Source organism: Kribbella orskensis (assembly GCF_004342085.1).
Taxonomy (GTDB): domain Bacteria; phylum Actinomycetota; class Actinomycetes; order Propionibacteriales; family Kribbellaceae; genus Kribbella; species Kribbella orskensis.
In genome coordinates, this window is sequence record NZ_SLWM01000001.1 from 103,662 (window position 1) to 118,722 (window position 15,061).

Annotated in this window: 9 protein-coding genes; 3 read left to right on the forward strand and 6 right to left on the reverse strand. The window is 69.2% G+C overall.

Annotated elements, in window-relative coordinates; all coding sequences use genetic code 11:
* Positions 1-73 precede the first annotated feature (73 nt).
* On the forward strand, positions 74-2,848 hold the full coding sequence (locus tag EV644_RS00555) for a helix-turn-helix transcriptional regulator (RefSeq protein WP_132187488.1): 2,775 nt from the start codon (positions 74-76) through the stop codon (positions 2,846-2,848).
* On the opposite strand, the gene EV644_RS00560 is transcribed toward EV644_RS00555, so the two are convergent.
* From EV644_RS00560 to EV644_RS00570, 3 genes are all read right to left on the reverse strand, one after another.
* A complete protein-coding gene (locus tag EV644_RS00560) occupies positions 2,810-3,997 on the reverse strand; it encodes a cation:proton antiporter (RefSeq protein WP_132187487.1) in 1,188 nt (395 codons plus the stop codon). The genes EV644_RS00555 and EV644_RS00560 overlap by 39 nt on opposite strands.
* A gap of 66 nt (positions 3,998-4,063) precedes the next feature.
* Entirely contained in the window at positions 4,064-5,230 is a 1,167-nt protein-coding gene (nicT, locus tag EV644_RS00565) for a Nickel transporter NicT (protein WP_132187486.1), read from the reverse strand.
* A 116-nt stretch (positions 5,231-5,346) separates the two neighbouring features.
* Positions 5,347-5,760, reverse strand: coding sequence for a cupin domain-containing protein (locus tag EV644_RS00570; RefSeq protein ID WP_132187485.1), 414 nt, complete (start codon positions 5,758-5,760; stop codon positions 5,347-5,349).
* A gap of 173 nt (positions 5,761-5,933) precedes the next feature.
* Between EV644_RS00570 and EV644_RS00575 the strand changes: the two genes are divergently transcribed.
* On the forward strand, positions 5,934-7,052 hold the full coding sequence (locus EV644_RS00575; protein WP_132187484.1) for a DUF4331 family protein: 1,119 nt from the start codon (positions 5,934-5,936) through the stop codon (positions 7,050-7,052).
* Here the strand turns inward: EV644_RS00575 and EV644_RS00580 are convergent, their stop codons facing one another.
* The 3 genes from EV644_RS00580 to EV644_RS00590 form a co-directional block, all read right to left on the reverse strand.
* Positions 7,053-9,806: an ATP-binding protein gene (locus EV644_RS00580; RefSeq protein WP_199239582.1), complete on the reverse strand. Its 2,754-nt coding sequence runs from the start codon at positions 9,804-9,806 to the stop codon at positions 7,053-7,055.
* Between the two features lie 192 nt (positions 9,807-9,998).
* Positions 9,999-12,776 carry an ATP-binding protein gene (locus tag EV644_RS00585; RefSeq protein WP_132187482.1) on the reverse strand — a complete coding sequence of 926 codons (2,778 nt, stop codon included), beginning with the start codon at positions 12,774-12,776 and terminating at the stop codon, positions 9,999-10,001.
* Positions 12,777-12,863: 87 nt separating this feature from the next.
* Positions 12,864-13,271, reverse strand: coding sequence for a globin (locus EV644_RS00590; RefSeq protein WP_132187481.1), 408 nt, complete (start codon positions 13,269-13,271; stop codon positions 12,864-12,866).
* 110 nt (positions 13,272-13,381) lie between these two features.
* Between EV644_RS00590 and EV644_RS00595 the strand changes: the two genes are divergently transcribed.
* Positions 13,382-15,058: a nitrite/sulfite reductase gene (locus tag EV644_RS00595; protein WP_241997873.1), complete on the forward strand. Its 1,677-nt coding sequence runs from the start codon at positions 13,382-13,384 to the stop codon at positions 15,056-15,058.
* Positions 15,059-15,061 lie beyond the last annotated feature (3 nt).

The window sequence follows — 15,061 nt, forward strand, 5'->3', positions numbered from 1 at the left end:
GCCGGTGGAATGGTGAACAGAACCGGCCTCACCATCCCCTGCCCGGGGCCGGTTCTGTCCGGGACGGTGTGCCATGGCGAAGTGGCCAGGTCTGCGAGGGCGTGCCAGCGAGTGCGAAGTGCTGAGCGACCTTGTGACGAATGCTCAAGCCGGCCGGAGTCAGGTGCTGGTCCTGCGAGGCGAAGCCGGGATTGGGAAGACCGCGTTGCTCCGGTTCCTGCTCCAGCATGCCGCGGACTGCCGGGTGAGCCGTGCGGCCGGCGTGGAGTCGGAGATGGAGCTCGCCTTCGCGGGCCTGCACCAGCTCTGCGCGCCATTCCTCAACCGGCTGGACGAGCTGCCGGCCCCACAGCATGATGCGCTCGCCACCACGTTCGGACTGCAGCCGGGAAATCCACCAGACCGCTTCGTGGTCGGCCTGGCCGTGCTGACCCTCCTGTCCGACGTCGCCGAGCGGCAGCCACTGATCTGTGTCATCGACGACGCCCAGTGGCTCGACCAGGCCTCCGCGCAGACGCTCGAGTTCGTCGCCCGCCGACTCAGCGCCGAACGGGTGGTGATGGCCTTCGCGGTCCGCACCTCGGATCAGCCAAGACTGACCGGACTCCCCGAGCTGGAGCTACAAGGTCTCGCCGGCCGTGACGCGGCCGCGCTGCTGGAATCGGCCGTAGGCCCACTGGATGACCGGGTCCGGGGCCGCGTCCTGGCGGAGGCCCACGGCAATCCGCTGGCCCTGCTCGAGCTGCCTCGCCAGCTGTCCTCGACCGAACTGGCGTTCGAGCCCGGCCACGGACCGGCGAGCGACACCACCCTCATCAGCCGCCTGGAGGAAGGGTTCCTGCGCCAGCTGCAGGACCTCCCTGAGCAGTCCCGCCGACTGCTCCTGCTCGCGGCCGTCGAACCCGTCGGTGATGTCGACCTGCTGCGACGCGCCGCCCAGGGGACCGGTCTCGGGTACGACGCGACGGGGGCGGCCGACACGGCAGGTCTGGTCCAGTTGGGCCACCGGGTCGAGTTCCGGCACCCACTCGTCCGATCGGTCGTCTACCGCGCGGCCACGGCGGAGGAGCGCCGTACCGCTCACCAAGCCCTCGCGGACGTCATGAACCCGGACAAGGACCCGGACCGGCGGGCCTGGCATCGCGCCCGCGCGGCGGCCGGCCCCGACGAAACCGTCGCCGCCGAGCTCGAGCAATCGGCTGACCGCGCTCAACGGCGCGGCGGAGTCGCGGCCGCGGCCGCATTCCTGGAAGCGGCTGCGACCCTGACCCCGGACCCGGCCCGGCGGGCACAGCGCTCCCTGGCGGCCGCCCAGGCGAAGGCGACCGCCGGCGCGTTCGACGATGCCATGGCGCTCCTGGCGGTCGCTCAATCGGGACCGCTCGACGAGGCCGAAGGCGCGCGGGTCCAGCTCCAGCATGCGCAGATCTCCCAATACTCCCTGCATGGCAACACGGCCCTGCCACTCCTCCTGGCCGCCGCCCGCCGACTGGAGCCGACCGACCCGAAGCTCGCCCGGGAGACCTACCTCGACGCTCTCGCGGCGGCCATGTTCGCCGGCCGGCTCGCCTCCGGGACCGACACCGGCATGCGACAGGTCGCCGAGGCGATGCGCCAGGTGCAGCTGCCCGCAGCACCAAGCAAGTCCGACCTGCTGCTCCAAGGGGTCGCTGTCCTGTACACCGACGGGTACGCCGCGGCGGCGCCCGGTCTGCTCGACACCGTCGGGGCCTTCGGTCACGACGACCTGACGGTCGACGAGGCCGTCCGCTTCGCGTGGCTGGCGGCGTGCGCGGCCACAGACCTTTGGGACGACGCCAACTGGGGCATCCTCACCAAGCGACATCTGAACGCGATCCGGGATATCGGCGCGCTCGGTGTGCTGCCCGTGGCCCTCAACAGCCGGATCATCTACGACCTGTACAGCGGCGACCTGGCCGAGGCCGAGGCCATGGTTGCGGAGTGCGAATTGATCGCCGAGGCCACCGGCGGCCAGAACGCGATGATCCCCTACGGCGAAGTGAGCCTGAACGCCCTGCGCGGGCGTACCTCACTCGCCGAGGGCCAGTTCAAGAGGCTGCTGGACGACATCACCGCGCGCGGTGAAGGTGTCGGCTTGAACATGATCAGCTGGTTCCAGGCGATCATGTGCAACAGCCTCGGCCGGTACGACGAGGCGCTGGTGGCCGCCAGAACGGGGGCGGCCTCACCCCTGGAGCTCGGACCGCCCAAGTGGGCCCTGGCCGAACTGGTCGAGGCAGGCGTGCGCAGCGGGAACACGGACGAGGCCGCCGGCGCGCTCGAGCAGCTCGCCTCCTTCGCGCAGGCCAGTGGCACCGAAGCGGCACTGGGCGTGCTTGCCGGGCGAAACGCTCTGCTCCGCACCGGGGACGGCGCAGAGGCCTGCTACCGCGAAGAGATCGAGAGACTCGGGCACACCACACTCCGCGTAGAACACGCCAGGGCACGACTCCGCTACGGCGAATGGCTGCGCCGCGAAGACCGCCGTACCGATGCCCGCGCACAACTACGCACCGCCTACGAAACCCTGCATGCGATGGGCGTCGACGGGTTCGCCGAACGCGCCCGTAAGGAGCTCTCGGCGACCGGAGAGGTCGTCCACCATCGCACCGTGGAGACCTCCCTGGACCTCACCAGCCAAGAGGCCCACATTGCCCGGCTCGCCGCGGAAGGGCTCACGAACCCCGAGATCGGCGCCGCCCTGTTCATCAGCCCACGCACCGTCGAATGGCACCTGCGCAAGGTGTTCTCCAAGGTCGGCGTCACCACCCGACGCCAACTCCGGCAATCACTGCCGGCCTCCGTCCGAACGCTTCAGCAGAACTAGAGCCAACGCCGGGAACAGCAGGACGGACAGCAGCCCGGCGCAGACCAGAGCGGCGGAGGTGACCGAGGACATCAGCCCGGTCGCCACGCCGATCTGGGTCGCCGCGACGATGAACGGCAAGGACGTTGCCTGCAGCAACGCCATCGCCGCGGTCGGGCGCGCGCCGAGCCGCCGGACCCAGAGCAGCGCCGGTACGCCGCGGGCAGCCAGCAACGCCAGCAGGAACAACGGCACGCGCAGGAGCGCGGCGGGATCGTCCAGCAGACCGCCGAGATCGAGCCGCAGACCACTGGTGATGAAGAAGACCGGGATCAGGAATCCGTAGCCGATCGCGGCCAGCTTGACCCGGAACTGCGGATGCGTGCTGGAGTCCCGATCCACCAGCCCGACGATGGCGCCGGCCAGGAACGCACCGAGGATCGTCTCCAGCCCGAACTGTTCGGCCAGGACCACGAAGGCGACCAGCAGAACCACGGCCGCCCGGACCCGGATCTGCGCGGTCGTGTCCTGCAGCCGGAACAGCGTGGCCCCGATCCACTGCGAACGTCCGGCCGTCAAGACCGCCATGCCGGTGACGGCGACCAGCAACGCGAACAGGGCGAGCATCACCAGCCGCTCGCCGGTACCACCGCCCTCGGTCGAGAAGACCAGCGAAAGCACCAGTACCGCGGCGAAGTCCGCGACCGAGGCCGTCGCGATGGTGGACTGCCCGACCTCGCCCTCCACCCTGCCCGCATCCTTGAGCACGAGAACCACCAGGCCGAGCGACGTCGCCGAGAGGGTGACCGCCAGCAGCAAGGGATCGTGCACCCACCCGGCCGCCGAGAATCCCCAGCCCGCCAGGCCTCCGATCACCAGCGTGACGACGTAGCCGAGCACAGCCAGCCGCAGAACCTGGCCTCGCAAGCGGTGGACGTCGATCTCCAGCCCGGCAAGGAAGAGCTGGAAACCCAGTCCCAGCAGCGCGACGATCTGCACCGGGAGATCCACCTCGACCAGGCCGAGTCCGTACGGTCCGACCACGATGCCTGCCACGATCTCCAGCACCACCGCCGGAACCCGCAGTACCGGAGCAAGACCGAGCAGCAGTGGTGCCAGCAACGCGATCAGCGTGACGAAGAACAGATTGGCGAAATGGACTTCCGGCATGACGGCCCCTCGACGAGCCTACCTACGCAGCGACTTCAACCAGTCCATCGCCACCGACCCCGCCGCTCAGCCTGCGAGGTGGTCTCGATGGATCGAGCTGATTGTCCCCGGCTCTCGGGACCAGCGCTCCTCGATGTTGCCGAAGTGCCAGATCGCGAGCGCGAGGATCCACGCGGTCACGAAGAGGCCAACGATGCCGTAGCCGGCGTAGTCCAGTGGGATGGCTGCGACCGCGGCGACGGGACCGGTGGTGATGTTGCCCTGGTCGGCCACGACTCCGATCAGCTCGATCGTGCCGATGACGAGGGCAACCGTCACCGAGATGGTGGTGATGGTGAGGTTGTAGAAGACCTTGCGGACCGGGCGGGCGAAAGCCCAGCTGTAAGCGGCGTTCATGAACACCCCGTCGACAGTGTCCATCAGGCACATGCCTGCGGCGAAAAGGATCGGTAGCACGAGGATCGAGTAGAAGGGCAGGCTGAAGACTGCGGCTCCGCCTGCGAGCACCAGGAGACCGACCTCGGTGGCGGTGTCGAAGCCGAGTCCGAACAGCACCCCGACCGGGTAGATGTGCCACGGCTTGCGCACGGAGCGAGTCAGGCCGCCGAGGATTCGGTTCATGAACCCCCGCTTGTCGAGGTGAGCCTCGAGCTCCTGGTCGTCGTACCGGCCGCGGCGCATGTCGCGAAAGACGCGGAGGATGCCGAGCAGCACGACGGCATTGAGGATGCCGAGTATCCAGAGGAAGGCTCCCGAGACCGATGCGCCGACAACACCGGTGATCGAGTGGAGGCCGGAGTCACCGTCCTCGACCGGCCCCGCCAGGGCTTTCACGCCCGCCGACAGCAGGAGCGCCAGACCGAAGACGATGGTCGAATGGCCGAGTGAGAACCAGAAGCCGACCGACAGTGGCTTGGGGGTGCCCGGGGCGACGGCGGCCTGATCCGCGAGGAGCTTGCGTGTGGTGTTGTCGACAGCGGCGATGTGATCGGCGTCGAACGCGTGCCGCAGCCCGAAGGTGTAGGCGAGTACGCCGACTCCGACGGTGAAGACAGGATGGTCGCCGCCGATGTGGTAGTGCCGCGGGACGACGAGGCCGAACAGGATGCCGAAGCCCAGTACGTGCAGGACCACGATGAACGCGGACATGCCGGCCAGGCTGCGCCAGTCGGTTCGGCCGAGGGAGCGGCGGAACCGGGCGAGTCCGGCGGCCTCAGTGCTGGGGTGTGGCATCGGAAGTTCTCCTTGTCTGGTGCGTTGACGAGCAGTGCTGGAGTCCCGCCCGAGCCGGCCGCCGACTCTTGTCGAACAGCAGCCGGCCAGGGCGGAATGAAGGTGCGCGGATCGGTCTACGCGCCGAGGCCGGATGGATAGGCGTCGTCCCAGTCGCGCTGCTCGACGTCGAGATCGAAGTCGCCGGCCGCCTCGAACGTCACGTGGGTCATCCCTTCGCCCGGGACGGCTCCGTGCCAGTGCCACGCGCCTGGCGGGTTGCTGATGACGTCGCCAGTGCGTACTACGTGTACGCCGCCGTCGTCGGCGACCACGCCGACGCCTTCGACGACAACCAGGTGCTGACCGCCGACATGCTGGTGCGGCACCGTCCTGGCGCCGGCGCCGAAGTGAACAGCCAGTGAGTCCAGACCAGGCAGCGCGCAGGGCAGGCCCTGCACTCGTACGTCGTCTGGGTTGTTGAAGAGCGAGCGAAGCTGGTCCGGGACCGGGTCGCCTGTCTGCCCTGTGGTGTTGCCGAACGCATCCATGATTCTTCCTCTGTCCTCGATCGGTGAGTGGGCGGCCGGATCATCGGTGAGTCCAGGCCGCGCCGAGATGAATCGAACGTAGGTCGCGAGCGAGGGCCAGGGCTTGAGTCATCCGACTGCACCTGGCCCGTTGCGACGCGCGCAGTCGAGATCGGCGACATCGAAGCAGTCGAATGACCCAAGCCTCGCGCGGCGCGAACGCGTCACAGTGGCGGAGGCGGTTCGACGAGATCGCCGTCGCCACATCCGTTACCTGGAAGGGAACCGACATGTCCCACCACCTCGACTCGCCGCTCGCTCGCAAGGACCCGCGGCTGAACATCACCGATCACTACGTCTTCGACTCGGGTGCCAGCACGGTCCTGATCATGAACATCCGGACGTCGCTCGCCGGTGACCCGAGCGCGGACCCGTTCCACCCCGAAGCCCGCTACGAGTTCAAGGTCCACTTGGACGGCGACGAGCGGGAAGCCCTGACCTACCGCTTTGCCTTCGACCCGACGGAGGACTCCGGACAGCCGTTCACCGTAGAGCTGCTCGCGGGCCCGGCAGCTCTGGACGATGCCGGCAGCGGACCGGTGATCGCCCACGGCGTCACCGGCGACGTGCTGCAGACGACCGAGGGCGGTCAGGTATGGGCCGGAGAGGCGATCGAGCCGTTCTTCCTCGACCTCAAGCAGCTCGACGTCGTCGATCAGACGGTCCTGCACGGCCAGGATGGTGACTTGACCCGGTGGGTCGCGGGCGTGGCGGAAGACACCTTCGCAGGTGCGACGGTCCGATCGATCGTGCTCACGGTGCCGACGGGGGCTGGTGCGTTCACCGCGGGGCGTCGCATCGCCACCTGGTGCACCAGCAAACTGGCGACCGATGCAGGCGGCTGGCGACAGGTGGGACGGACCGCATTGCCGATGATCTGGCCGATCTTCCGCGACGCCGAGTCCGACGAGGCGAGTCACTCCAACGAGACACATCCCGCTGACGATGTCGCGCAGTACGGACCGGTCATCGCCGACCTGGTGGCTTCGGTGGTTCGTCGTCGAGGAACCTCTGATCGTCCCGAGAGCTACGCCGCCGACGTGCTGAAGCGGATCGTCCCCGACCTGGTCCGGTACGTGGTGGGTACGCCGGCGTTGTTCGGGTTCTCCGGTTTCAACGGCCGCCGGCTCGCCGACAACACAGCGGAGATCATGTTCTCGCTCGCGACGAACTCGGCCGTTACCAGCGGCCTGACCGCCGATCCGGGTCGCAGCCAGGCCGTCTTCCCCTTCGTCGTCCCAGCGGCGCGCTGATCAGCCCAGCTCGTCGGGTACGGCGGTGGACAAGACGCCGGCGAGCTCCGAGCGCGAGCTGATGCCGAGTTTCGGGAAGAGCCGATAGAGGTGGGAGCCGATCGTCCGGTGCGAGAGGTAGAGACGCCGGCCGATCTCGCGGTTGCTCAATCCTCTCGCGGCGAGCTGCGCGATGTGCAGCTCCTGAGGCGTCAGGCGATCTCTCTCATCGGGTGTTCGGGGCATGCTCGTCTCTCCCGACGCACGGAGCTCCTGACGCGCCGCCTCAGCCAGCCCGCCGAACGCGAGGGCATCGAGGTTCTCCCAGGCGGCTCGAAGCGGCGCGCGGGAGTCGGCGACTCGTCCCTGGTGGCGGAGCCACCGACCGTAGTTGAGCAACAGGCGTCCTCGGTAGCAGGGCCAGTCGGACAAGTCGGCGCTCAAGGCCGCCTGGTAGAGCTCCTCGGCCTTGTCGTCGGGCGAAAGAAGCGGCCTCGCGTAGCTGAGTGTGGCCCGCAGGAACGGTCCTGAGGTCGCGGCGGCCAGCGACTCGAGCTGTTCGAGGTACAGCCGTGCCTTGTCGATGTTCCCGGAGCATGCCGCGGCTTCGACGAGGTCGGCGAGCGCCCAGGCGCCGACGAAGGGATGGTAGGCGATGTCCCTGGGGTCCAGTATCCGCCTCAGATGCTCGAAGCCGATCGAGTACCGCTGCTGGGCGATGGCGTCGCGGCCACGCGCGAACTGGACCAGCGAGAGCATCGCATGCGGGCCGATCGGCAACAGCTCCTTCTCCGCTCGATCGGCCAGGGCGTCCGCGATCCCGGAGTCACCGCGCTCGCCGGCCAGGACCGCGATGGCAAGATCGGCAGCCAGCGCCCAACCAGATTGGCCGGTCTCGCGGGCAAGCCGGGCGGCTTCGTCGGCTGCCGACAGGGCGAGTGTCTCCTTTGCGAGATGGATCGCCGCCCACGACTGGGCAACTAGCGCCTGGGCAAGCAACCCGAACCGGCCTTGCGCGCGCAGACCGTCGACAGAGCTGGTGAGGAAGCCCAGGGCGAGGTCGAACGCCCACACCGCTGACGCGGCTGCGCCGAGGAGATGCAGAGCTACCGGGTCGCCGGTCGCATCCGGTCTCAGCTGTGCGATCCGGTCGATGACGAACGCGCCCTGCTTCACCGGATCGGCCCAGGCGAGAACCGCGAGCCGGGCAGGGTCATCCTCCGCGACCGGAAGGCTTTCCACCGCGGCCACGACCAGATCGCGGGTCTCTTGCGTGGGATTCCCCCACCAGCAGCCCAGGGCCACCGTCAGCAGAGACTTCAACGCCGGCGCCGGCCCGTTCGCGGTTGTCATCTCGCTTGCCAGCTCGGCAAGGGCCGCCAATCCGTCGGCGCTCGACCAGCTGTCCTGATCGGACGCGTCGAGCATGAACGTCAGCTGTGTCCGATCCTCCTGCCCGAGCTCCAACGCCTTCGCCTCCGCAACGTGCCTGCGGGCGAGATCCGAGCGCCCGAGCTCGAACTCGATCTCGGCGGCACGGACCAGCAGGTGGCCGCGACTGGATGCGAGCTCAGTGAGCTGCGCCGCCCGTTCGAGTGCCGCTGCCGCCCACGCAGGTGCCCCTTGGCGTAGCGCCCGTTCGGCGGCGGCGGTCAGGTCGGCAGCGACTTCCTCATCGGGGCCCGTCAACTCCGCTGCCCGGTGCCAAACGCTCCGCTCCGGATCCGCAGCGCACGTCTCCGCCAGCGCCTGGTGGGCTGCCTGACGCACCGAGACCGCGGCGGTAGAGGAGATCGCCGCCCGCACGAGAGGGTGCATGAGCCGCTCACTGTTCACCGACACCAGTCCGGCCGCTTCCGCCGGGGCGAGGTCGTCGACCGTGACAGTGCGGTGCTCGACGAGCGACGCAGCCGCGAGGATCTCGTTGAGACCTGCGCCCTCGTCCAGTGCCGCGACCAGGAGGAGCGAGCGCGTCGCTGCCGGAAGCTCGGACACTCGACCGGCGAAGGCTCGCTCCAGCCGCGGTGTCAACGGCAACGGGGCGGTGGTCGACAACCCACCGCGTTCCTTCGAGTCGAGGGCCCGCGGAAGCTCGACAAGCGCGAGCGGGTTGCCGCCGGCTTCGTTGAGCACACGCCGTCGAAGCTCGGAATCAAGTCTCGGAGCACCGGCGTCGAGAAGGGCCTTCGCGCTCGCGTCGTCCAACGTTTCGAGTCGGAGCTCTCGCAGACCTGCGTCGTCGAGAAAGGTGGCGTACCCGTCCCGGACCGCGAGAAGGAACACGATCGGCTCGGTCTCCACCCGTCGCGCCATGAAGGCGAGGACATCCCGAGTGGCGGCGTCGAGCCAGCGCACGTTCTCGACGACGAGGAGAAGAGGGGCTTCACCCGCTCGGTCCGCGACCACGTTCAGTGCTGCCAGCGCGACCAGGAAAGTGTCCGGCGTCGGCCCGCCACTCACACCAAGTGCGACCGACAGGGCCGCACGCTGAGGCTCCGGGAGTCCGCTGACCTCCTGCATGACCGGCCACAGCAGTCGTTGCAGGCCGGCGAACGGCATCTGCGCCTCGAAGGGCGCTCCGGAAGTGCTTAGCACCGACATACCGAGCTGCTCCGCGCGTCTCCTCGCCTCGGAGAGCAGAGCGGACTTGCCAATACCGACCTCGCCCGTGATGACGAGCGCTCCGCCATGACCGCCGAGGTCTTCGAAGAGCTCGCTCAGCACCGCGAGCTCGCGCTCGCGACCGAACAGCTGAGTGACCTGGCGTTCGGCCACCACGGGACCGGTACCACCGGGCTCGATCGCAGCGACAGGGACCGGGGCTCGACCTACGAGCGTGAGCGCCGCCTGTGTGCCTGTCTGCATGCGGACCTCGCGAGATTGTCTGGGTGTGGCTACGTGACGAAGTCACTGTCACCTTTGAACCGTCCACATCGCCCCCGGGAGACCCCGGGGTCGATCCCCGGTCTACGCCGGCGAGGTGGGCGGGCTCGGATCCGGCAGGGCGCGGCGCAGTTGTCTGCGGGAGGTGATGTCGAGCTTGGCGAACACGTGGCCGAGGTGCCACTCGACGGTGCGAGGACTGATGAACAGGTGGGCTCCGATCTCTGGGTTCGTGAGATCGTCGCGGGCCAGCCGGGCGATCTGCGCCTCCTGTGCGGTCAGCTCCTCGAACGTCTCGGCCATCCGCTTGCGCACGGACTCGCCAGTGGCCAGCAACTCGCGGCGGGCACGCTCGGCAAACCCTTCGGCCCCGGCTCGGCTGAACATGTCGTGGGCACGGCCAAGCTGCCGGCGGGCGTCCAGGCGCCGATTCTCGCGACGCAACCATTCGCCGTACAGGAGGTGGGCTCGGGCGAGGTGCACGGCGATACGGCTCCGGGTGAGGCGCTCGATCGCCTCCCGGTAGAGCGCGTCGGCAGCGTCGCCGTCGCTCAGCAACGCCCGTGAGCGGGCCTCCATCCCGAGCGCCCAGTCCGTGCCCGCGGCGCGTGCTCGTTCCTCGAGTCGTCGCAGGGCGCCACTACCGATCTCCGGATTGCCGCTGCGCGCGGCCGCCTCGATCAGTTCGACCAGGCCCCAGCCGAAGAGACCCAGATCGTCCTGCTCGCAGGCCCGTTGGGCGGCAGCGAGCGAATCCTCGTAGCGGCCGAGACCGTTGTACAGCACCGCGGTCGCGTATTCCGCCAAGGCGATCGCCCTTCCCTCACCTCTGCCGGTCGCATCCTCGACACTGGCCCGAACCAGCGCCAAGGCCTGGGCCTCCTGACCACTCCAGGCGGAGAGCACCAGGGAGGTGTACATGAGGGGGACGCCAGCGGTTGCCTCGGTGATCGCATCGGCCTCGTCGATCAGCTGCGCCGCGGCAGAGAACTCACCGGCGTGCACGTGCACACCGGCACGGTAGGTGAGCGCGATCGGCAGGACCGCCAGCGCGCCGGCATCGCGGGCGAGCCGCACCTGGCGGGTGGCCAGCTCATGCCATGACTCGTCGTCCCACAGATCAACGGCAATGCGGCACCCGAGCCAGAGCCAGCGGATGTGGTCCTGACTGTGGCCCTCCTCCCGGCGAAGAGCCCGCAGCCCTTCCTCGAGCGGTTGCACGCCTGCCGCGTAGCCCTCGGTGAAGCGTGACACCAGACCATCGAGGAGGAGATCGATCGCCCGTGGCTGCTGCGGTGCGCGCGGCGCGGTGCGGGCGGCCTCGGCCGCCTCGACCACGCCGCGGCCGCTGCTGAGGCGGCCGGCGAAGATCTCTGCTCCTAGCGCCTCGAGGTAAGTCTCACGCGCCAGCTCCGGGTCCAGCGCCTCGAGACGCTGGGCGGCGTTGAGGAGCAGCGGCGGAGCGTCGTTGCCGCGTCTCAGTGAGAACGCCACCTCCGCGCGCAGCCGCTCCAGCCCAGCGCGCCGGAGGTCGTCGAGCGGTCCCAGCTCGGCCGTCGCCAGCAACGCCTCGGTCGCGTTCGGCGCGCCCGCATCGAACATGGCCTGAGCGGCGGCGAGCGCACGCGCTCCCCGGCGCCCAGGATCCGGCGTGAGCTCGGTCGCTCGCTCCAGGAACGCGGCCGCCGCGGCCGCGCCACCGCGGGCCCGCGCCCGGTCGGCAGAGCGCTCCAGTTCGTCGGCCACCGCCTCGTCAGGACCCGACGTCGCACGGGCACGATGCCACGCGCGACGATCGGGATCGGCCTCCGGATCGGTCGCCTCGGCCAAGACCCGATGCACCGCTTGCCGGTCCGCCAAGGACGCCGGCCGGTAGACCGCCGAGCGGACGAGCGGATGACGGAACCTGACCCGGGCGCCGAGTTCGACCAACCCCACGGCCACGGCCGGCGCGGCCGCGCCGGCTCCGATCCCCTGCAGTTCGGCCGCACGCCACAACAGCGTCGCATCGCCGATCGGCTCAGCGGCCGCGGTGAGCAGAAGCCGTTGCGTGTCGCGCGGAAGTGATTGGAACTGCCGGTGGAAGCTCTGTTCGATCCGACTCTCTACTGGCTCCGTGGCCGGCAGACCAAAGCCGCCCGCCAGCTCCGCCGGCGTCAGCCCGCGGGGCAACTGCAGCAACGCCAACGGGTTACCGCGCGTCTCGGCCACGATCCGGTCCCGCACCTGGTAGTCGAGGCGTCCGCGAATCGCTGATGCCAAGACCAGGCGGGCGTCGCCTTCGCCGAGCCCGTGGACCTTCAGCTCTGGCAGGCCCGTCAGCTCGGGTTCGTCGCTGGACTCACGCACGGCGAACACCAAGGCCACAGGATCGGCCTCCACGCGTCGCGCAACGAACGCAAGAGTCTGTACTGAGGCCCTGTCGAGCCACTGCACGTCGTCGATCAGACAAGCCAGTGGCTGTCCTTCCGCCACACCGGCCAGCAGACTCAGGACGGCAAGGCCGACAAGGAAGCGATCCGGAGCGTCGCCCCGTTGCAGCCCGAAGGCGACGCGCAGCGCATCCCGTTGTGGCACCGGCAGCTCCCCGACACGATCGAGCATCGGCGCACAGAGCTGGTGCAGGCCGGCAAACGCGAGTTCCATCTCCGACTCGACGCCGACGACTCGTGCGACGCGGAACCCCGACGCGCGCTCGAAGATGAAGTCAAGCAGCGCCGACTTGCCGCAGCCGGCCTCGCCGCGCAGAACCAGCACGGAACTCCGGCCCGCATGCACCTGGTCCAGCAGCCCGGCCAGCGCCTCGCACTCGCTGCGCCGACCATGTAAGACGGAACGCGGGTGATCCCTGGACGCGCCCATGATCGATGGTAGGGATCGCGTCCACTCGATCGGCAAGGGCGCCGCAGCGTCCGCGCTCCGCTGCGGTGACGGGAGAGGCCCCAGTTGTCAGGCGGGGTCCTCGGGGGTGTTGATCATCACCGCGGCTGTGGTGGTGAGGGAGTTCCACAGTTGCTGTTCGATGGGCGCGGGCAGGTGCAGCGTGTCGAGAGCGGTGCGCATGTGGTGGAGCCAGGCGTCGTGGGCCGCGCGGTCGACGCGGAACGGTGCGTGGCGCAGGCGCAGACGGGGATGGCCGCGGCGTTCGCTGTAGCTGCGCGGGCCACCCCAGAACTGGATGAGGAAGAGGGCCATGCGTTCCTCTGCCGGGCCGAGGTCTTCCTCCGGATACATGGCGCGCATTAGCGGGTCCTCCGCCACCCCTTGGTAGAAGAGGTGAACCAGTCGGCGGATGGGTTCCTCACCACCAACTGCTTCGAAGACGGTCCCTGGGTTGCTGGTGATGTCGATGTCGATTTCGTGCCACCGCCTCGGCCGGTCTCAGCATTCGTCCGGGCTCGGCGACGCGGCCCGGCTCGTGGTTTGATCGTACACGAATGATTCGTGCCCTAACTATAGGGGGAACCGTGACGGAGAGCGTTGGATCGGCTCAGCGGAAGGTGCGCTCGGAGGGCCAGTGGGCGGCTGGTGACCGCCAGCCGCTCAACGACAACGAGCGGATCAAGCAGGAGGACGACGGGCTGAACGTCCGGCGCCGCATCGAGGAGGTGTACAGCAGGACCGGCATCGCCGGCGTCGACCTCACCGATCGGCGCAGCCGGTTCCGCTGGTGGGGCATGTACACCCAGCGCAAACCGGGGATCCCCGGCAGCAGCATCGGGTCGATCGCGCCGGAGGATCTCGAGGACGACTGCTTCATGATGCGGGTCCGGATCGACGGTGGCGCGCTGACCACCCGGCAACTCCGCGTGCTGGGCGAGGTCTCCCGCGAGTTCGCCCGGGACACCGCCGACCTGACCGACCGGCAGAACGTCCAACTGCACTGGGTGTACGTCGAGAACGTCCCGGAGATCTGGCGGCGGATCGAGGAGGTCGGTCTGACCACTGTCGAGTCCGCGGGCGACACCCCACGGGTCGTGCTCGGCTCGCCGCTGGCCGGGATCGCCGAGGACGAGGTCCTCGACATCACCCCCGCCGTCGCCGACATCACCGGACGGCTGCTCAGCAACCCCGAGTACTCCAACCTGCCCCGCAAGTTCAAGACAGCCATCTCCGGATTGCAGGACGTGGCCCATGAGATCAACGACGTCGCGTTCGTCGGTGTGGACCATCCCGAGCACGGGCCGGGCCTGGACGTGTGGGTCGGCGGCGGGCTGTCGACCAATCCGAAGATCGCCCAGCGGCTCGGCGCGTGGGTGCCGCTGGCCGAGGTCGGCGAGGTGTGGGAAGCGGTGGTCGCCCTGTTCCGCGACCACGGCTACCGCCGGCTGCGGAACAAGGCGCGATTGAAGTTCCTGGTGGCCGACTGGGGTGTGGAGAAGTTCCGGACGGTCCTCGAAGAGCAGTACCTGCAGCGCGGGCTGATCGACGGACCACCTCCGCCGCAGTTGTCACGGCCCCGCGATCACGTCGGGGTGCAGCGGCAGAAGAACGGGCTCAACGCCGTCGGTGTCGCCCCGGTCGCCGGCCGGGTCGGCGGGACCCGGCTGGTCGCGGCGGCCGCGGCGGCGGAACGAGCAGGTTCACGACGGGTCCGGATCACTCCCCTGCAGAAACTCGTCGTGCTCGACGTCCCCGACGCGCACGTCGAGGAGCTCATCGCCGAGCTCGGCGCGATCGGCCTGCCCGCGCGCCCGTCGCCCTGGCGACGCGCCACCATGGCGTGCACCGGAGACGAGTTCTGCAAGTTCGGGATCGTCGAGACGAAGGCACGCGCCGCCCGGCTCATCGACGAACTGGAGGAGCGGCTCGCCGACGTCCAGGACACTCTCGAGTCCCCGATCAGCATCCACCTCAACGGCTGCCCGAACTCCTGCGCGCGGATCCAGGTCGCCGACATCGGCCTGAAGGGCATGGCCCTGCCGGCCTCCGACGTCAGCCAGGAAGACGGCTTCCAGGTACACCTCGGCGGTGCCCTCGGATTCGACGGCGCCTTCGGCCGCAAGGTCCGCGGCAACAAGGTCCGCTCGGCCGACGCCGCCGACTACATCGAGCGGGTCGTACGCCGCTACGCCGATCAGCGCACAGCGGGAGAATCCTTCGCGCAGTGGGTGGCGCGCGCCAGCGACACGGATCTCGCCTGAGAG